Below are 20594 nucleotides of genomic sequence, written 5' to 3'. Positions count from 1 at the left end.
CATTTTTGCATTATGAATATGAAGAATGTATTATTACCGGCGTTTTATCTGCCGCCAATTTCTTGGTTTTCAGTGTTTTTAGATCCTGAAAATGAAATTGTATTTGAACAGTTTGAAAGTTTTCCGAAACAGACGTACAGAAACAGAGCTAATATTTTCGGAGCAAACGGAAAGTTATCATTAATCATTCCCATTGCTCATAACGGATGCAGAGAATTTAAGGATATTGAAATTTCTCACCGTGAAGACTGGAGGAATCTGCATTGGAAATCCATTAAAACCGCCTATCAAAGCTCTCCGTATTTTGAATTCTATGAAGATAAATTCAGAAAGATTTATGATCTTAAAGAAAAATATCTATTGGATTTTAACCTCAAAACTCTTGAAATCGTTCAGCAGATCCTTAAAACAGAAAAGGCACACTCTTTGAATGAAGAATATATCAAATTTCCGGAAGAAATTAATTTCAGAGATCAATTTTCAGCCAAACTACCTTCAGAATACGAAATGGACGAATATTATCAAACGTTCTCTGATAAACGTGGTTTTTTGAAAGATTTATCAGTTTTGGACTTAATTTGTAACAAAGGACCGGAATCTTTGACTTATATTAAAAATATTAAATATTCATAGTAAAATGAAAAAGGTATTATTAGCTGCTGTTTTTTTAGTAGGGATTGGTTTTTCTCAAGCGCAGGAAGCAAAAGATCCGATGCAGGATAAAGATCTTATGACGTGGTATCATAAAGATTTTGCTACAACAAAAGTTTATGGGGTAAATACAGAAAATGCCTATAAATTTTTAGAATCTAAAGGTCTTAAGCCAAAGACAGTTTTGGTAGGAGTGTTAGATAGCGGAGTTCAGGTAGATCACCCGGGATTGGTAAAAAACATCTGGACAAATCCTAATGAAGTACCTAATAACGGAAAAGATGATGACGGTAACGGTTACATCGATGATATCCACGGATGGAATTTTATCGGGGGTAAAAATGGAGATATAGACATCGACAATATGGAGGTAACCAGAGTTGTTGCTAAATACAAGCCAGTTTTCGAAGGAGATGATTCTACAAAAAACAAAGCAAACCAAGCTAAAATGCCTGAAGAATTTGCAATGTATATTAAAGCCAAAGATCTTTTCACCAAGAAAAGCGTTGAGGCAAAGCAGGGATTCAAGACCTATACTATGATTAATGAGGCAATTCCTGTCATGGTAAAACTATTGAACGGAAAACCTCTTACTCCTGAAAATGTTGCAGCAATAAAACCTGCCGATCAAAAAGAAGCAATGGCGGCGCAGGTTTTGGCTCAGGTTGCTCAAAGTCCTGAATTTAAAGGAAAATCGGCTGCAGAGTTTGAAAAAGCAATGAGCGGTCAGATTAAAGAAGCTTTAGACTATTTTGGTCCTCAGGAAAAGCAGTATGATCTTAATTACGATCCGAGAAAAGAAATTGTAGGTGACAATTACGATGATTATTCTGAAAAAAATTACGGAAACAACCATTACGAAGGTCCCGATGCAGAACACGGAACTCACGTAGCGGGAATTATTGCCGGTCTTCCGAACGGAAAAGAAATACAGTATGGAGTCGCTTCGAAAGTAGCGAAAATAATGTCTGTAAGAACCGTTCCTAATGGTGATGAAAGAGATAAAGACGTTGCCAACGCAATCAGATACGCAGTAGATAATGGAGCGAAAGTTTTAAACATGAGCTTTGGAAAGCCGGTTTCTCCGGGTAAAAATGTTGTTTGGGATGCATTTAAATATGCTCAGGATAAAGGAGTTCTTCTGGTAAAAGCTGCAGGAAACGAAAACGAAGATGTGGCAGAACATTTAGCTTATCCTACCAACTTTAAGAATGTAACGGATGATAAGCCATTTGTAAACAATGTATTGGTTGTAGGAGCAAGCACCAATAAAAATGATGCATTAAGAGCGAGTTTTTCCAACTTTAATAAGAAAATGGTAAACGTTTTTGCTCCGGGTGAAGAAATTTATTCTACCGTTCCTCACAATGAATATAAATACTTACAGGGAACTTCCATGGCTTCTCCGGTTGTAGCAGGAGCTGCAGCAGTTTTATTGGCTTATATGGCTAATTTAACACCTGCGCAGATTATTGAATCTTTGGTGAAATCCAGCAACCCAAGCACAACAAATCAATTCGGAGATTTCTCTGAAGCAGGAGGAGTAATTGATCTTAAAAAAGCGGCAGAGTATGCTTATACACATTTTTACAACGGAAAAGCAGGCTCTTCAAAGAAGGCTGATAAATCCGTAAAAAAGACTGTTAAAAAATAGTATATCTTCCTGTATTTAAGGTAGAAGCATATAAAGTCCGAAATTTTCGGACTTTTTTTATTGGTAATAATTAATTTTGGCACGGTTTTTTGTAACTTTATTGTAACAAAATAATAAACAACAAAATGAAAAAGTTACTACTTGCAGGGATGTTGGGAACATCGCTTTTTGCAGTGTCTTGTTCCACAGTGAATAATGCTAAAACAGCCCAAACACAAAGATCAGAATTTTTGAAAATGAAAGGCGACTGGCAGATCGTCAGTGTAAATTATGATAAAAAGTTCAAAGTAAAGCCATTCGATGACGGTGTAGATGCACAGTGTTTCGTAGGAAGCCACTGGAGACTGATTCCAAATAACTGGACAGGAGCGTATACATTAAACGGGGGAGGAACCTGCGGAACAGGATTTACACAACCGATTAAGATTGATGTGGTAAGCGGAAATACATTTAATTTCAAAAAAATTGCTGACGGTACAAAAGCGAAGCAAAATACAGCAGGATATACTTTAACGCTGACTAACCAGAATACAGACCAATTCTCATTGGAACAAAATATTCCTTTCGATGGAGAAAATGTAAGAGTAGTTTACAATTTCGAAAGAACAGGAATGAAATAATTTAACATAAAAAATATAAAAAGATGAAATTTACAAAAACATATATCGGAGCGTTATTTTTATCATCAGCTTTATTGCTTACAAGCTGTGAAGCAGTACAGAATTCCAACCATCAGCAGAGAGGGACAGCAGTAGGTGTTGCTTCCGGAGCTGTAATAGGCGGTATTTTGGGGAATAACGTAGGAAAAGGTAAAAATGCTGCTTTGGGAGCTGTTTTAGGTGGTATTATCGGTGGTGTTGCCGGTAACGTTATCGGTTCTAAAATGGATAAGCAGGCAAGAGAAATTAAAGAAACTTTACCGGGAGCTCAGGTAGAAAGAGTAGGAGACGGTATCAAAATTACATTAAGCGAAAGCATCGTGAATTTCGATTTCAATTCTTCTGCTTTAACAAGTACTGCAAAAACAAACCTTGATAGACTGGCTCAGGTTTTAACGAACAATCCGGATACAAACATCAATATTTACGGGCATACAGACAGCAAAGGTTCAGATTCTTACAACATGAGTCTTTCTGAAAGAAGAGCCAATTCTGTAAAAGCTTATTTAGCGGGTAAAGGGATTTCTTCAAGCAGATTATTTGCTTTAGGAGAAGGAGAAAGTATGCCGGTTGCCACTAACGATACAGAAGAAGGTAGAGCTAAAAACAGAAGAGTAGAATTCGCTATTACTGCCAATGAAAAAATGATTAACGACGCACAGAACGGTCAATAATTATTTAACATATAAATATTTTCGTGAATAACCGCAATAGCGGTTATTTTTGTATTTTTATGGTGATATTTTTTGAAATTACTATTTTTGCATTTGAAACAACATAAATGAAGAAATATTTAAAGCTGCTCCGCGTGGAGCAATGGGTGAAGAACCTGTTTGTTTTTGTTCCTCTTTTCTTTTCGGGTAATATTAAAAATCTCGAACTACTCACAAAAAGCATCTTTGCTTTTATCATTTTTTCTTTGGCTGCAAGTGTCGTTTATATTCTGAATGATTATAACGATATTGAAGCAGATAAAAAACATCCCGAAAAAAGAAGAAGACCTTTGGCGAGCGGAGCCATTTCAAAATCTCAGGCGGTAGGAATTTTTACAGGACTTATTATTCTGGACATCGCACTGGTTTTCTTTGCCCAGATGTATTTTCATGAAAGTTTATGGAAATTTGCAACCATCGTAGGATTTTATTTTGTAATGAATCTTGCGTATACATTCAAATTAAAGCACGTTCCGATTATTGATATTTCCATCATTGCAGTAGGATTCGTCTTAAGAGTTTTATCAGGAGGTTACATTACAGGAATCAGCATTTCTCAATGGGCGATTTTACTCACCTTTGTGCTTGCGTTGGTATTAGCCATAGGAAAAAGGCGGGGAGAACTCATCAATGCGCAGGTTTCAGGAAAAACGAGAAGAGCTTTAGACGGCTACAATGTACAGTTTGCAGATATTGCATTATCCATTTCCGTTACTCTGGCAATTGTATGCTACCTTATGTTTACCCTGTCTCCTGAAGTTCAGGCAAGATTTCATTCCAGAGTATTTTATACGGTAATTTTTGTTGTTTTTGCTTTTTTAAGATATTTACAGCAGACTTTGGTGTACAACAGAACCGAATCTCCCACAAAAATTGTTTACAGAGACAGATACATTCAGATCACCTTACTATTGTGGGTTGCTGCATTTTTAATTCAAATCTACTTTAAAAAATGAAGCCGAACTTTGTACAAAAAGTGACCAACTGGGGTAATTTTCCCATAGTGGAAAAAGAAATGAAGTCTGAGGACAGCTTCAGAAAAATAAAAGAATTTGTTCAGAATCATAATGAAGTCATTGCAAGGGGAAACGGAAGATGCTATGGAGATTCTTCGTTGGGAGAACATATATTTTCAACCAAAAAATTAAACAAATTCATCAGTTTTGACCGTCTGAACGGTATTATCGAATGCGAATCGGGAGTCCTCCTTTCCGATGTGCTGGAAATTGCCGTTCCGCAGGGATATTTTTTATATGTAACGCCGGGAACGAAGTTTGTTTCTGTTGGAGGCGCCATTGCTTCTGACGTTCACGGTAAAAATCATCACGCTGAAGGGTGCTTTTCGGAATATGTAATTGAATTTAAACTGATGATCGAAAACGGCGATATCATCAACTGTTCAAGAGAAGAAAATTCAGATAAATTCTGGGCAACTATCGGCGGAATGGGATTAACCGGAATTATTTTAACGGCGAAATTCAAGCTGAAAAATATTGAATCGGCATACATCCGTCAGGAAAGCATTAAAGCGGAAAATCTGGATGAGATCTTTAACCTGTTTGAGGAAAGCGAAAGCTGGACTTATACTGTTGCATGGATCGACTGCCTTCAGAAAGGTAAAAATATCGGAAGAAGTATCCTGATGAGAGGAGAACACGCTTTTCAGCACGAGCTGCCTCAGAAATTCAAAGAAAAACCATTGCGTTTAAAGAAAAAAATTGAGCCAACTGTTCCGTTTTATTTTCCCGGATTTGTCTTAAATGCTTTAACGGTAAAGATTTTCAATTATTTCTATTATAAAAAACAATCTAAGAAAGAAGTTAAAAATTTTATTGATTATGAAACTTTCTTTTATCCTCTTGATTTTGTTCATGACTGGAATAAGATTTACGGAAAATCCGGCTTTATCCAGTATCAGATGATGATACCCAAAGAATCCGGAAAAGAAGGAATGAAAAAAATTCTGGAAACCATTGCCAACAGCGGAAACGGTTCTTTTTTAGCTGTTTTAAAGCTGTACGGAAAAGAAAATCCGGAAGCTTATAATTCATTCCCGTTTGAAGGATATTCTCTGGCATTGGATTTTAAAGTGAATTCTAAACTGAAAAAACTGATTGATCAACTGGATGATATCGTAGAGCAGTACAACGGTAAAATTTACCTTACCAAAGACAGCATGAGCAGATCTTCGCTCACCAATTATCTGAAAAATGTTCAGAGCTCAAAATTTGTGTCTTTGCAGCATAAAAGAATTTTAAATAATATTTAGGATACATGATCGTTTTAGGAAGTACATCGGAAGTAGCACAGGCTTTTGTGGAAAAGGCATTGCAGGAAGGAGAGAGATTTGAAAAAATCTATCTTTTTACCTCCAGTAAAGAAACGACCGAAAGATTTGCCCGACATATTGATGTGAAATTTCTTCAGCAGTCCGAAGTGATAGAGCTTGATCTTATGAAAAGCATAGATTATAATCAGTTTGATGCTGTCAACTCAAATTTGCTGTTTTGCGCAACCGGATATTTAGGAGAGGGAACAGAAGAAGGATTATATGACAACAAAAATACACAACGTATTATTGATATCAATTATGCTAAACTGGTTCCTGTGATGAATTATTTTGCGCAGAAATTTGAAAGCAGAAGATCCGGAACGATTATCGGACTTTCTTCTGTTGCCGGAGATCGCGGAAGACAGAGCAATTTTATTTACGGAAGCTCGAAAGCGGCTTTCACAGCCTATTTAAGTGGTTTGAGGAATTATCTTTTCGATAAAAAAGTTCACGTAATTACGGTGAAACCCGGATTTATGGCAACCAAAATGACTGAAGGTTTACCTTTAAATCCAAAACTTACCGCAACGCCGAAACAGGCAGCAGAATCTATTTTCAAGGCTTATAAAAAACAGAAAAACGTAGCCTATGTTTTGCCAATCTGGGGAATTATCATGATGGTTATCCGCAATATTCCTGAATTTATTTTTAAAAAATTAAAGCTTTAAAAATTATTTTATTTAAAATATACTTTCGATCTTTACGTTACAAGATAAATATTCTAAAATTGACTTACTTCAATGAAAAAACTGTACTGCTTCGATTTCGACGGAACACTTACGTATAAAGATACCATGTTTATGTATCTTAAATTCTACGATTCTACAAGATTTCGCCTGCAGTTTTTGAAACATATTCCGCTTTTTGTTCTTTTAAAACTGAAACTTGCCGATACGGAAAAAGTGAAAAAAAGCTTTATCGGTTCCATTCTGAAAGGGCAGACTCAGGAAAAAATCGAAAAAAAATCCAGACAGTTTTTTGAGCATTATTATCCCAAAATCGTAAGGGAAAATGCATTGGATTTTATTCAAAATATAGATCATAATAATACGCGGAGTCTATTGGTTACCGCCTCGTTAGACATTTGGGCAAAACCATTTGCAGAAGCTTTTAAAATGCAGCTCGTTTCCACCAGAGCCGAGTTCAGAAACGGAGTTTTCACCGGAAATTTTGTGGGAAGAAACTGTAACGGAAACGAAAAACTGATAAGAATCCAGCAGGAAATCAGCAATCATAAATACGATAAAATTATTGCTTTTGGAGATACATCGGGAGATAAGCCAATGTTGAATTGGGCAAATGAAGGACATTACCAATTTTTTCACTAATTTTGGGCAGTAAAATAAACAGATCAGAAAAGAGTTTTTTAACATGATAACTCTACTGATTTTGTAGGATTTACAGATTGTACATATTCCACAGAAACTAATATTTTCAAAGTAAAAATGAATAAAGTATACCTTGATAACGCTGCAACAACTCCACTTTCGGAAGAAGTTATCGATGCAATGGTTGATACCATGAAAATGAATTTCGGAAATCCGTCCTCTACTCACAGTTTTGGACAGGAAGCGAAAATTCTTATCGAAAACGTAAGGAGACAGGTTGCAGACTATCTTCATGTAACGCCCGCTGAAATTATTTTCACTTCCTGCGGTACAGAATCAAACAATATGATTATTAAATCTGCTGTTGAGCATCTCGGAATAGAACGTATCATCAGTTCTCCTCTTGAGCATAAGTGCGTTTCTGAAAGTATTCTGGATATGAAAAGCAGAAAAGGAGTAGAGGTAAACTACATCCGTCCCAATGAAAAAGGAGATATTGATCTTAATAAACTGGAAGAACTGTTAAAAGCTTCTGACAAGAAAACTCTGGTAAGTTTAATGCACGCCAATAACGAGATCGGAAATCTTATCGATATTAAAAAAGTGTCAGAACTCTGCAAGGCAAATAATGCGCTTTTCCATTCAGATACGGTACAGACGATGGCACATATGAACCTAGATTTATCGGAGATTAAGGTAGATTTTGCTTCTTGCAGTGCTCATAAATTTCATGGACCAAAAGGGGTTGGGTTTGCGTTTATCAGAAAATCAAGCGGTTTAAAAGGAATTATTACAGGAGGACCACAGGAAAGAAGCTTAAGAGCAGGAACAGAAAATGTTGCAGGAATTGTAGGACTGGGAAAAGCACTGGAAATCTCTTTAAAAAATCTTGAAACTTATACTAATCATATGCAGGAAATTAAAAGCTACGCCGTAGAAAGGCTTACAGCGGAAATTCCGGGCATTAAATTCAACGGAAGAAGTTCTGAGAAGGATGGTAGTCTTTACACGGTTTTAAGTGCTTTATTACCGTATAAAAATCCTCTCATCGGGCTTCAGTTAGATATGAAAGGAATCGCGATTTCTCAGGGAAGTGCGTGTTCTTCCGGAGCGTCCAAACCTTCTATGGTGATGATGATGGTTTTATCTGAAGATGAAATGGATCACTGTACGCCGCTTCGTATTTCCTTCAGCCATTTAACAACTAAAGAAGATATCGATGCTTTGGCTACTGCTTTGAAAGAAATTTCTAAAGATTTTGTTATAGAAAATACAAATGTTGAGCATAGATAGTCTTATTACTCAAAAAGCGTAATTTTGATTATCCAATTAAGGAAATTATAAAAGAATAATATTAATTTAAATAAAAGAAACAAAAATGGCTTTAGAAATTACAGATAGCTCATTTCAGGAAACGGTTTTAAAATCAGATAAGCCGGTATTAGTAGACTTTTGGGCAGTATGGTGCGGACCTTGCAGAACGTTAGGACCAATCATCGAAGAAGTAGCAAGCGATTTCGAAGGAAAAGCAATAGTAGGGAAAGTAGACGTGGATAACAACCAGGATATTTCTATGCAGTACGGGATCAGAAATATTCCTACAGTTCTTATTTTTAAGAATGGAGAAGTGGTTGATAAATTAGTAGGAGTAGCTCCAAAAGAAGTGATCGCAGAGAAATTAAGCGCTCACTTGTAAAAAAATAAATTTGATAATGAACGCCTTCCGTTTTTGGAAGGCATTTTTTTTGAAATAAATTTGCAGGTAACGAAAAAAGTTGTACTTTTGCCATCACAAAAAAGAAACGAAGTTCTTTAGAAACAAAAACATGATCCGGTAGTTCAGCTGGTTAGAATGCCGCCCTGTCACGGCGGAGGTCGCGGGTTCGAGTCCCGTCCGGATCGCAAAAGTTTTTCAATTTACTTTTAAAACAAAATTTGATCCGGTAGTTCAGCTGGTTAGAATGCCGCCCTGTCACGGCGGAGGTCGCGGGTTCGAGTCCCGTCCGGATCGCAGAAGTTTTCTCAATTTCTTTTAAAAAAATTGATCCGGTAGTTCAGCTGGTTAGAATGCCGCCCTGTCACGGCGGAGGTCGCGGGTTCGAGTCCCGTCCGGATCGCAATGATTTATCAAATAAAATAAAGTGCTGTAAAAAAATATTTTTACAGCACTTTTGTTTTTATCTATTTCCAGATGAAACCCAAATCATGGTATGAAAGTTACCTATTCAGTGACCTGTTTGAAAGGAGAAACATATCTCTGAATAGTAAGAAAATGAGCTTTTTCCTGATTTGTTTAGACTTCAACTTTCTTAAATGAATTTTTATTATTTAATGAAAACTATTATTGAGGATCATGCATTCATATCTGTAATATTTTTATAATACAATACTATATTTTTAAGCTCTATCAGTGGCAGCTTACTCTCGCTGAGAGATGAGAATACCGCCAGATCAATCTGAAACCATGCACCACTGTTTACAGGTTTGTGCTGGTTATACCAGGTTTTTAGTGCATTAGAAAGACGGCACACAAACGGATCTGCTTCACTAAACGAAGGCTGGCATCCTCCGACAGGTATCTCATAATCTTTTGGTATTTCGAAAATGAATGGAGCGGCAAGCAAAACGGGTAATTCTATAGTAGGAAGAATATTTCCGGATGTACCCAATAATGGATAATTCCACGATACACTTAGTTTTAGCAATTGTTCTGCCAGTTCATCGTAGGTAAAGAAAGTGCTGAGGAAATTGGCCAACTGCTGTGCGAGCGACAGATTGACTCCTGCTTCATTAGTAATTTTAGCAATATCAAAAATATCATTACTGTTAAGCAAAGGAATCAGTTTATTAGAGAATCTTACCAATGGCGTACGGTAAATAAAGTTATTAACGGTAGGGTTGTACGGAACAAGGTCTTCATTACGAATAATGGAAATACCCGCCCATGCATACTGGAATTGTAAGACATTCAGCGCATTTACATTAACGTTGCGGGACGGAATATTGAAAGATTTTTCCCATGACAGGTAGGTTTTATCTGCCGCCTGATACCAATATGCATTAGGAATAGGAGTTCCGTTTTTATCAGTAGCATTCACTTTTGTATAGTTGTCAATAGTTACATAAGGCGTTTTGGGTAATTCAGCCTCAAATACATCTTTATTACCCCTGTAGAGCGACAGATCATCAGAAGACATATCCGCAGCAGGAACAATGGTTACGAGCAGACGGTTTTCAAAATCAGTATCATCCGTCTGTCGGATAATAAAGTCGTAAGCCCGTGCCGTAGAATTATCATCAGAATTATCGATTTCTAAACCATTGTATTCACTCCACGCAATAGCAAGGTTATTTGTTAAACTCACCATGGTCTGCAAAGCATAATAAGCATTGGTAAGATTAGGATCACTGCTGTCTGATTGTGCGGTAATCATCTTCAGGTAGCTATTGAAATCGTCCAATACCTGTGGCCATACAGTCACAAACTGAGCCAGATCACTGAAAAGATCACGTGCAGGACTTCCGTACATTTTTGCAGAAAGAGCAGGCACGGTATTGAATTCAATATCGGAAAATATTTTGTCCTGTGCTGCCTGATCTTCAGTATAGGAATACATAAAATTCCATTCGGATGCTTTGGCAAGACGTGTTTTTGTATTATCTCCTGATACGGGAACACTTTTGCCGGTTTGGGTAGTGAGAGTAGGTGGTGTAGGATAATTACGCAATACTACCGGAATATCCACGATACCTAAACTTTGCTGTAAAGATGCTGAAACAGGATTATCGCCACCAAGGCTGTTTACATCAGCAGGTATAATGAAGGTGAGCCAGTTGGAACCCTGATATCCATTGATACCGGCTACATCACTGATATCACATTCCACGTGGGTTACCACATAAGTCATATCCAGATCTACACTGGTAAACTCTTTTGTATTTTTGGTGGTAAAACTGAACGTAAGGAAGGAATCTGTGTCCGCTGCGTCTTTTTCGTTTAGCTGTATCTTGGAGGTAGAAATACTATATTCTTTTGCATCACCGTCTGCTTTGTTATTGATCACCGGTGTGCCATACAGTCGTGGTGGTGTTTTGTAGTTGCTGTCTGCTCTGAAGTCTGATTCAGCAGTTACTTCAAATTGAACAAGAGCATTTACGGTATAGGCATTGCCTAATTGGTTAAGCAATTGTTGCTCAAATTTTTCCCTTGCATTGCCGAGACTTGTGTTGTCACCTGTTGCGAACGAAACATATGGTGCCTTCAGTACAGGTTCTACTTCTGAAGCTATGGCACCAGCAAGTGTGGTTTTAGCATTGGTAATAGCCTGTAAATAAGTGGTCGCTTCAATCCCCTGTGTAGCCAGCCATGCCTCTTCTTCATCTGCTTTTAATTGATCTACAAGGAAAGCAGGTATTGCATAGTCTGCACTCAGAAATACATCAATAGCATTAAGAGACTGTGCACCCCACGTATCCATATCTATGCCGGTAAACGTCTGTATTTCCCCTTTGCTGCAATCCAGACCCTGCCCTGTGATATATTTGCATATAGGGACTCCGCTTTTGGAAACGAGACTCGTTGCTAATGGTTTGGGAGCATAGAATACAGCATTCAGTAAGCTATAGGTATAGATATTGATGCGATACTTGGAAAACTGTTTTTCAGTCAGTTTTTGTTGTAACGCAATATCGAACTGATCCCTGTTTTCATAAAAAGTGTCTACCAAAGAGCTGATAGCCGTGGTAACTTCTGCAGGAACGCCTTCAGCTGTAAGCTGTGTAATGGATTCTGAAGTCAGCTTATAAGTACCTGCCTGATTAACTTTCCAGTAAATACCCTGCCCGGATTTTAGCCCCATGCGTACTACGAATACTGCCTGATTATTCACACCGCCTGCTGTTGCAGCATTGGTACCAATGGCAATTTTCAGTTCATAATTACCGGCATTTAAGAAAGCAGCTTCGAATAAAGCAGCAAATTCGTTGAGGCTGTATTGAGGATCTGTACCGTCCTTCACTGTTGTAGACATGGTTTTCGGCTTTACCTGAGTAAGAGCGCGGGTAATCAGATCACTATCTTTAAAATCTGTGTTAACGTATTTAAGGTCACGGTAAAAGTCGAGATTCACAGTGAGCTGAAGGATAGAGTGTGTATCTATATCCTCTATATTCACAGAACTTGTGATGGGGCTCATTACAGGTGCTGTTGCTTCATTACCCTGACTGCGTGCGGATAGATAAGTATAAATATCTTTTACAAACTGCAGCATCTGGTTAAACTGTTCATCAGACAGATCAACAGTCTTGCCTGGTGTAAGGGATGTGCTTAGTGTAATCGTTAAAGTATTCTTACCGTCTGTCGGATTTAATTGTGTTAACTGATAATATATATTGGTATAGGTTACAAGATCATTAGCGGCATTCTGTTTCCAGTCTTGCTGCTGATCTGCCGGTACATCAGGCAAATCATTATAACGCTGGATATTAAAGTTAAATTCTATTTTAAGTTCAGGGTTATGATTGAGGTCAAGATCAAACAAATAACTTAACTCCACACTTGGCCATTTACCCAATCCTTTCAGCTCATCCACGTAGCCGGTTTGAATAGGCGGATTGTTTACCGGAGTAGAGGGATCCATTTCCGGATCATTAAATGGAGTTACTGTTACATTACCATAATAATCTACCCAGTCAAAATGTACCTGTACCTGATGACCGATACCACGATACGGATTGTCTTCTTCCTGCGGATAGCCGGCAGGATAAGTCATAAATGGGTTCGTTTTGGCAAATTTGGCAATAGGTACAATCTGATTGTAATACCAGATCAGATCATCTTCAGTGTCATCATTGTCTGTTTTACCCAGTACGTCATCTTGTGTTTGTGGTTTGGCAGGACCAGCAGGTAAGCCCACAACACTTTCACCGAACCATCTGTTTTCTACGATCTGATAGCTTAAAAGATTGTACATATTGTTGAGGTATACCTCTGCATAAACAGGATCAGTGATCTTCGGCTGATTTTCAGGATCCGGGTTCGGGTTGGTTCTGTTCAGGTCAAAACCTGCAGTACCTTGCTGAACGGCTGTTACTTTATGCATGATCTGATCATTGATAGTAAGCATGGTTGAAGTCATAAAAATATTGACTACATCTTTTGCAGCCCAAGCCATGGAAGCCATATCGATAAAATAATAGGCAGCTATGGTTTCAAATGTAAGACCCGCTTTACCCTCCGCACTGATAGTGTATTGCACCTGAGGCAAAAGTATCAGCTGCCAGAGCGGAAGATTATTCCAGTCAGGAATGTCTGGGTTGAGTTGTTGTATAGCACTTGCTTCCACATTATAATAAGCTGCAATTGAAGTCAGCGTATTTCCCGGTCCGCTAACACTTATTTCACATACCAATCCATCAAATATAATAGTCGGAATATCATATTTTAAAGAATCATTTACAGTAGCCTTCGTGTTAAGTGTCACTTTTTTATTAAGATCTACCAGTTCGGCAGGTAATATATTGAAGCGTGCAGTTATTGCATCAATCGTATCTTCTGGCTTATTCACATAATAAGATAGTCCTTCCTGCATTTCACTTTGCGCATATACCACACAAGAATTAGCATCAATTTTATCACCGGTTACTGCACAGTTCATGTAATCTGTAGGCTTATTATTGTACTGGCTGCTATAGGTAACAAGTAGGCGTACATTCGCATTATCTCCTTTTCCAAAAATACTGGAAGGAAATCCTGTATTACCTTCAGTTTCATTATACATAAGATAATATCCTCCGGAACGGGTAATGCTGCATTCCCATAACATACGTATGAAATCATAAATACTGTTCAGTATTCCTGTATCTGGCTTTTCTTCTGCTACTTCCAAAGCCATCATTTTCATAGTAGCATTGTCAGGATTTGTTTCTGTGGAAAGATTAGCCTGTACGATGAAGGTTTTCATGTGTTCCATACCTACGGACAATAATCCATCTGAGCCTTCATACAACCACTGTATATCGACTATTTTATCCAGATTGTTATTGGAAGATTTCGGATTTAATGCTAACAACAGTCTTTGCAGGATATTAGCACCGGCTTCGCTTGCACCTAATAATTCATAACTGTAAGCATTTACAGGAGCAGTGGAATCAGTATCAAGAAGTTTAAGTTCTATATCTATCATCGTACTCCAGCCGTAATAAGAGGATGACCAGTAGTCCATTACTCCTTTAGCTGCATCGTACTGACCGATCTGTATACTGAATTCAGAACCTGCTTCTTTAGGCAGTGCCAACTGATTGAGCAGACCTGAAGGAAATTGCCAGATAAGTGGTGATACGCTGCTCTGACCGTCTGGTGACCCATAAGGCAGGTTTAATGCTCCGGAAGTTTGCCACTTTGTAGTTGTCTGGAAAGTATATTGTACAGGCTGAAGGTTGAAAGGCTTCATAGGTGCGAGCTCCAGAACGTCCGGCTTTATCCCTTTTGTCTGTGCATAATTAAGCAAGGTGTCAATTTGATTAATGTCCTCAGGCGTCAGCTTTACATTTAATATATTTCCGCCTTCCTCATCCATTGATTTTCCGTTAAACTGAAGCCAGCTTAATGAATTGTTGATGAGCTGGATAGAGAAATCGGCAGGTATTGTAGCCGGAAGGGCAAACTCCTGACCGGTAAGGGAATATAGGGCACAATTATTTCCTGTACAGGGAGAACCTTGTGCAAGGGTAAGCCCCGGAAGATTCGTAGGCAAACGCATACCATGTAACTGATAACGAGATGCCATACCGGATAATTGTCCATAGGAGTTGTTATCGGCAAAGTATTCCAGAATACTGCCTACAGTTAAATACTGCAGACCCGGAATATTGGCATTGGTAAATCCTTCTCCGTTGTAGAAAAAGTTATTTTGCTGCTGATTGGCATAGTTGGTAGCCAATAAGGCTGCTGTGGTATTGTATTGCTGAGCCAATGCATCAAGCGTATCGGCGTTTGCTGCATCGGTGAATTCAACAGTAGTGTGTGTAAAAGGCTGAATTAATACCTGTCCGAGAGGCTGCACTTGTTGTGCCTGTACTTGGATATTACCTGCAAGATCCTGGGGTGTAACCGTAGTTCCTTTTAATATAGAAATAGCTGCTGCCATACTGGTAAGGGTATCACCCGGTACGATTACATATTTTATACCGTCGTATTCAAAGCTGTTGCCTGCAATGAAAAGACCTGGAGTGATCTGGTTCTGCATCAGTAAAGCCGCTGTATCAAGATGATTATAGATAACAGTGGCGATACTGCTAAAGGTATCTTCGCTTTTTGCGGTGTAAAGTGCCGCGCCAATAATCAGCCAGTTACCTGTTGTGAGCACTGCTGTACTCTGGAAATCTTTATCCGAAGCAAGATCATTTAGTGTGGTATTTAAACCTGCAGCAACTGTGTTAATGGTATCTGTAGATTGTACATTATATGCATTTCCATGATAAGTAATCGTTTGCGGAGCCAGTAATCCCGGAACGGCTGCATTTTCTGTAATTAACATTGAAGGTGTAATGGCATATATGGCAGCGATCGAAGTAAAAGTATCACCTTCCAAAATATTGTACATTACGCCGGTAATGGCTATAGGATTTTTTCCATTAAGCGGATGTGTCTGGTTAGCTGTCGCAATATCCTGAACATTTACTTTATTGCCTGTTCCATCTACAGTAATGCTGTTTGCCCAGGTTACCATGGCCGACAAGCTATTACCACTGCTGATGCGGTAAGTAAAATTATCCATAGCATCAGATGCGTAGCCTGCCAGTTGTTTCCCTATGAGTACAAAGTAGTCTTCAAATACAAAAGTAGACATACTCCATTGCTGAGGATCTTCCAAAGTCATAAATCTGGCGGCAGAAGATGTTTCTTCCTGTACTTTTACAGCAAGTTCATTAAACCATTTTTTAACTTCAGACAGGTATCCCTGTGTAGCCATATTATAGTTATTGAACTGGATGTCCAATGCAATATCTGGTACTTTCAGTTCAAGATCAAAAAACATTGGGAAAATTGCTGCGGCAGCAAGATCTTCTTGTAATAATTGTACATTTAATGCCTGAAAACTATTTTGAAGAAAGCTTAGCAGATCATTGGTAGGAATAGGAAACGGATATTCTTCGCTTGAAAGGAATGTGATTAATGCATCAAGATCAGCTTTTGAAATACCTTCAGTTTCTACTTCTTCACGGGAAGACTTCGAAGGGGTATGATCAATGTAGTTCAGTACCAGCCAACGGAAAAAGTCAGAGCATAGATACTCAAAGGAAGTTGTAGTTCCGCTACCGTTACCCGAAGGATCGGGAGCATCGATGAATAAAGTAGCTACATATTGTGCTGTCTGGTCTTGCAGATTTCCGTTTTCAGGTCCTGCTACTGTTAAATGGGGTACAAAATATAAATTCAGCACAGGGAGTTCAGAGTCATCTTCTTCCAAAACGGAATGATAGCTGATGGGCATATTGGGCGAACGGCGCATCACCATTATATCAGAGCCTGTCAGCTCCGTTATATCGAATGAATCCATTACTGCAAAAGAAACAGGTCTGGCGCCATCAAGTGGTGTTGCCTGTCGGGCAGGAGCAATACGAAATTCGGCTGCAGGTGAAGATATACGGGATGCAGCGTTTGGTGCCGAAAGATTATTATTCCAGGGAGCTTTTGCTGTCTGATCCGTGCCGATGGTAAGATCAAATCTAATTTTTGCTGTAAAAGTAAAATGAATGGTAATGGAGAAGATTCCTAGATTTAATTTAGCAGAAACTCTTACATCTACAGAAGCTACAATCGCCAATGGTATTTTATTATAAGCTTCAAAGGTTGCCTGTGCATACACCATTACCGTAATGTTTACACTTGCCGATATAATACCAAAGTCTATAGAACCGTATAATTTTCCGATAATCCCTATAGTACCCTGAAGATAATAATAATATGAAGTTTCTACCTGTTCTTTATTGCTTTCCTGTAAAGTGCCGCTGTAAGGATAATAAGCTGCTATTACTCCTTCAATAACACCAAACATGGTAACGCTGAAGCCGGCGCTGAGTAAGCCATAGTTTACGCTATATCCTACACCTACCTGCAAGCCGATACCAAATACAATTACCGGATTAAAGTTTCCATAGTTGGTCTTAGGGACTTTATTGGTTGTAGCACTGCTGAGCTTTCCGAAATAGATTCCCCCTGAACCCATAGCCGGGATACCCGGAGGTACAATAGCCTGTACTGTAAATGATCGGGAGAAATCCATGTTGTAAGGAAAGCCGATGTCTACCGTAAAATCACCATTGGTGTAAATTTCTATACCAATGGAAGGAAGAGTGATGTTGACCGCACCAAACTGCAGATAACGTAAAGCATTAGGAAGGGTAAGATCCATTTGATATACGCCAATTGATTCAGAAATCTTTTTATACATAATCTCAAAATCCAGCCCTTCAAATACTTTGGCTTTTCCACCTGCCATAGCAATGCGCAGACCATAGAGATTAGGATCATTAAATACCACCTGCATATCGAGAGTCCAAACAGGCTTCTCTTTTGTTCCTGCATTCAGTATCCCGAAATTGGTGGCGATGAGCCAGTTGCTGTCTTCATTGAATCTGAGCAGTGTGTTGCCGGAGCCCGATCCTATAGGAATGGTACCCGGTTTTGGTTCGGTAAAAGCTTCCTGCATAGCCTTTGTTACATCCTTGATAGAGTTGTACTGGGCAGGATTTACCAATTCTACATGCTGACCCATTGCCAGCAGACGCAAATCGAAATACTGTGTGCCTTGTCCCGGAACATCAGGCATTTTCTGAATGTCCTGTCCGCCTGTCTCTGGTTTAAATAAATTACTTTCGTTGATTGAAGGAACAACGGAATTCCCATCGAAAGTGATAAATACCCCTTTCTGATTTTTGGTAAGATTAATTCCATTGATATTGATGAATATAAGGTCTAATGTTTTAGGTAATTTGTAAGTGACCTTAATATCTTTCGTGTCGAGGTTATATGTAACCGAGAATCCATCCAGACTTATTTTGTTGAGTATATCCCATGGCGCATCGAGCTCAAATGTCGGGTTAAACAACATCTTCATAAAGGAGGTAATTAACCCGCCCAATGTCCAGTTTTTAATAGAGAAAACAATTGTACGGCTTTCTCCGGTTACATCATACATAGCGGTAAAGCCTTCCCAGGTAATCGCAAGTTGCTGATTGTTTTCGGCGAAATTATAGCTTATACCGACAGTAGCATTGAAATATTCTAATGTTACACTTCCTAAAACACCACCGGAATATTTTCCGGATGTAGAATCATTACTCGCGGCTTCATATTTCAGCCAAAGATTGGCAATGATGTTGATCTGCTGATCGATAATAGGGAAGGTAAAGATCCACTGCAGTCCTCCTTTTACCTCGTAGCTGCTTTTTCCCGTTCCGCTGGGAATCGTGGCATCCAGTGAGAATTGAGTAATATTAAGACTATCTGGTAAAAAGCTTGTAGGCAGACTGATAGACTGGAATAATTGCTTAATGAGCTCTCCCAGATTTAAGCTACTGCTTTCCGGCATCGCAAGGCTTAAGTTCCATCCGTCCGATGAATTATAATTTACATCGGTATTAAGTTGTAATTTACCAATGGCAAACAATCCGGATACCTTTGCCGTAAATATACTTGGACCGGTACCGCTCGCGGGTGAAGAAGAAGTTAGCAGTAACGTACCATCCGTTACCGAAACGTTTGTAATGAAATTCAGATCAATATTAGCATTCGCATAAAACTCGTAATATTTACTGTTGATATCCATATTAATCCCGAAAGCAGTAAACTCAACCAGTAAAAGATTCTCTGGAATAGTAATGGCTCCTGCTGTAATGGCAGACAGTAAATTGTTGAAGGTAACAGATCCTGCAAAGACAGCAGAAAGGGTTAGGTCTGAGGTAATTTCCACATCGAAACCGCCAACAAATATGGTTGGAAAAAAGTCTACGTGAGCACTGAAATATAAACTTTGTGAATTGGTAGTTCCCGGATTAATAATGACCCAATTAACATCAAACTGCTGAATAATAAAATTATCAAAAAGCGTCCAGGCTCCATTGGAGCCGATAAAAGAGGAAACGCTGGTAATAGTAAGCCCGTTGTTAAAATCCAGTCCCGTGTTAAATCCCTTGAATGCAATGCTGTTGAGGTACTGTTGTAAAGTAGGAGGAATATTCTGAAACCAATTTTGTCCAGCCATAAGACCGAACAGGCTGAGAGGTGTGAGTGGTTTGTCTGGCTCAGAGTCTACATTCAGGGTAAAAGAAGAAGACTCATATTCTACAGCAGCACTAAAATTCAGTACAATAGAATTTCCGGCTGCCAACAGCAAACTAAAATAGAGGATAGGAGTTTGTACTTTTTGTGTTTCTCCTTCCGATGGTGTTAAGTTGTCCGTAGGTTCATATTCCAGACGTAATGCTTCTCCTTCATCTTCCGGATCGGCTGTAACCGTTTCTTCTTCTGTTTTAATCTGAAATCCAACTCCCGGATTACTGACATTGAGAAAACCTAATGATATTAAAGTTGCATCAATAGGCACAAATAAATTCATCTCGGGATAAATAATGTCTTCGTTATTAACCTGAGAGGGATCTATACTTCCTGCCAGAGCCAGATTGGTAGAAGATGACCATGAAGTAAAAAAGTTTACAACAGGCTTAAGCCATTGGGTAAGGGTAATAAGCGATGCAAAGTTTTGCCCTTTCGTTAAAGATATATTTTTTTGCTTCCAGCTGAAAATGGCTGTGTCCTGAGTACTGAAAATGAAGGAAGGGGAGGTGTATGGAAGATTATCGAATACGCCGCCCGTCATGTATTGCCAGCTGGTAGCAAACTTCCAGTCGGACAGGTTAATTTGTATGGTAAACTGAACTTCATCCGCTTCGTTTGCTGTAATAATCAGTGTAACTGAAGTATTTGCCTTTTCTACATTAAGTATTGCTGCCGTAGCATCGGAGATTGTTAATGTATTTCCTACAGGCTCAGGAATAGAAGTACCGGAAGTATCAATCAACAAAAATGAGCCATCCGGAAGTTGATAACTTTGAGACAGCAATTCATCCAGCCCAACTGGCGGAATTAAGCCTGAATCGGTAAAAGATGCTGCATTAATAGTAATATTACCGCTATTGGCAGCAGCCTGGCTTTTAAATGTAGTAACTAAATTGGATAAGCTCATAATAATAAAA

The 20594-nt window shown here is 38.7% G+C and carries 11 protein-coding genes and 3 tRNA genes; 13 read left to right on the top strand and 1 reads right to left on the bottom strand.

Annotated elements, in window-relative coordinates:
• Positions 1-12 precede the first annotated feature (12 nt).
• The 13 genes from WFH39_RS16855 to WFH39_RS16795 all read left to right on the top strand — a co-directional run bounded on the left by WFH39_RS16855 (position 13) and on the right by WFH39_RS16795 (position 9454).
• Entirely contained in the window at positions 13-633 is a 621-nt protein-coding gene (locus WFH39_RS16855) for a WbqC family protein (protein ID WP_431306820.1), read from the top strand.
• A gap of 4 nt (positions 634-637) precedes the next feature.
• Positions 638-2305, top strand: coding sequence for a S8 family serine peptidase (locus WFH39_RS16850; protein ID WP_336690724.1), 1668 nt, complete (start codon positions 638-640; stop codon positions 2303-2305).
• Between the two features lie 125 nt (positions 2306-2430).
• A complete protein-coding gene (locus WFH39_RS16845; RefSeq protein ID WP_214588993.1) occupies positions 2431-2925 on the top strand; it encodes a lipocalin family protein in 495 nt (164 codons plus the stop codon).
• A gap of 23 nt (positions 2926-2948) precedes the next feature.
• Positions 2949-3638 carry an OmpA family protein gene (locus tag WFH39_RS16840; protein WP_336690723.1) on the top strand — a complete coding sequence of 230 codons (690 nt, stop codon included), beginning with the start codon at positions 2949-2951 and terminating at the stop codon, positions 3636-3638.
• Positions 3639-3745: 107 nt separating this feature from the next.
• Complete coding sequence (locus WFH39_RS16835) at positions 3746-4633, top strand: decaprenyl-phosphate phosphoribosyltransferase (protein ID WP_336690722.1); 888 nt, start codon at positions 3746-3748, stop codon at positions 4631-4633.
• On the top strand, positions 4630-5946 hold the full coding sequence (locus WFH39_RS16830) for an FAD-binding oxidoreductase (RefSeq protein WP_336690721.1): 1317 nt from the start codon (positions 4630-4632) through the stop codon (positions 5944-5946). Before WFH39_RS16835 ends, WFH39_RS16830 begins: the two co-directional genes overlap by 4 nt.
• Positions 5947-5951: 5 nt before the next feature.
• A complete protein-coding gene (locus WFH39_RS16825; protein ID WP_336690720.1) occupies positions 5952-6677 on the top strand; it encodes an SDR family NAD(P)-dependent oxidoreductase in 726 nt (241 codons plus the stop codon).
• Positions 6678-6749: 72 nt separating this feature from the next.
• A complete protein-coding gene (locus WFH39_RS16820; protein WP_336690719.1) occupies positions 6750-7337 on the top strand; it encodes an HAD family hydrolase in 588 nt (195 codons plus the stop codon).
• Between the two features lie 117 nt (positions 7338-7454).
• Positions 7455-8630, top strand: coding sequence for a cysteine desulfurase family protein (locus tag WFH39_RS16815; RefSeq protein ID WP_336690718.1), 1176 nt, complete (start codon positions 7455-7457; stop codon positions 8628-8630).
• 85 nt (positions 8631-8715) lie between these two features.
• Positions 8716-9033, top strand: a complete 318-nt coding sequence (gene trxA, locus WFH39_RS16810) for a thioredoxin (protein ID WP_076392215.1) — start codon at positions 8716-8718, stop codon at positions 9031-9033.
• Between the two features lie 132 nt (positions 9034-9165).
• A tRNA-Asp gene (locus WFH39_RS16805) sits at positions 9166-9239 on the top strand.
• 35 nt (positions 9240-9274) lie between these two features.
• Positions 9275-9348 (top strand) — tRNA-Asp (locus WFH39_RS16800).
• A 32-nt stretch (positions 9349-9380) separates the two neighbouring features.
• Positions 9381-9454 (top strand) — tRNA-Asp (locus tag WFH39_RS16795).
• Positions 9455-9688: 234 nt separating this feature from the next.
• Here WFH39_RS16795 and WFH39_RS16790 read toward each other — a convergent pair.
• Entirely contained in the window at positions 9689-20584 is a 10896-nt protein-coding gene (locus WFH39_RS16790) for a LysM peptidoglycan-binding domain-containing protein (protein WP_336690717.1), read from the bottom strand.
• Positions 20585-20594: the final 10 nt, after the last annotated feature.

It is taken from the genome of Chryseobacterium sp. MMO-72 (assembly GCF_037146035.1).
Classification (GTDB): Bacteria; Bacteroidota; Bacteroidia; order Flavobacteriales; family Weeksellaceae; genus Chryseobacterium; species Chryseobacterium indicum.
This window is presented reverse-complemented; position numbering and strand designations above follow the sequence as displayed.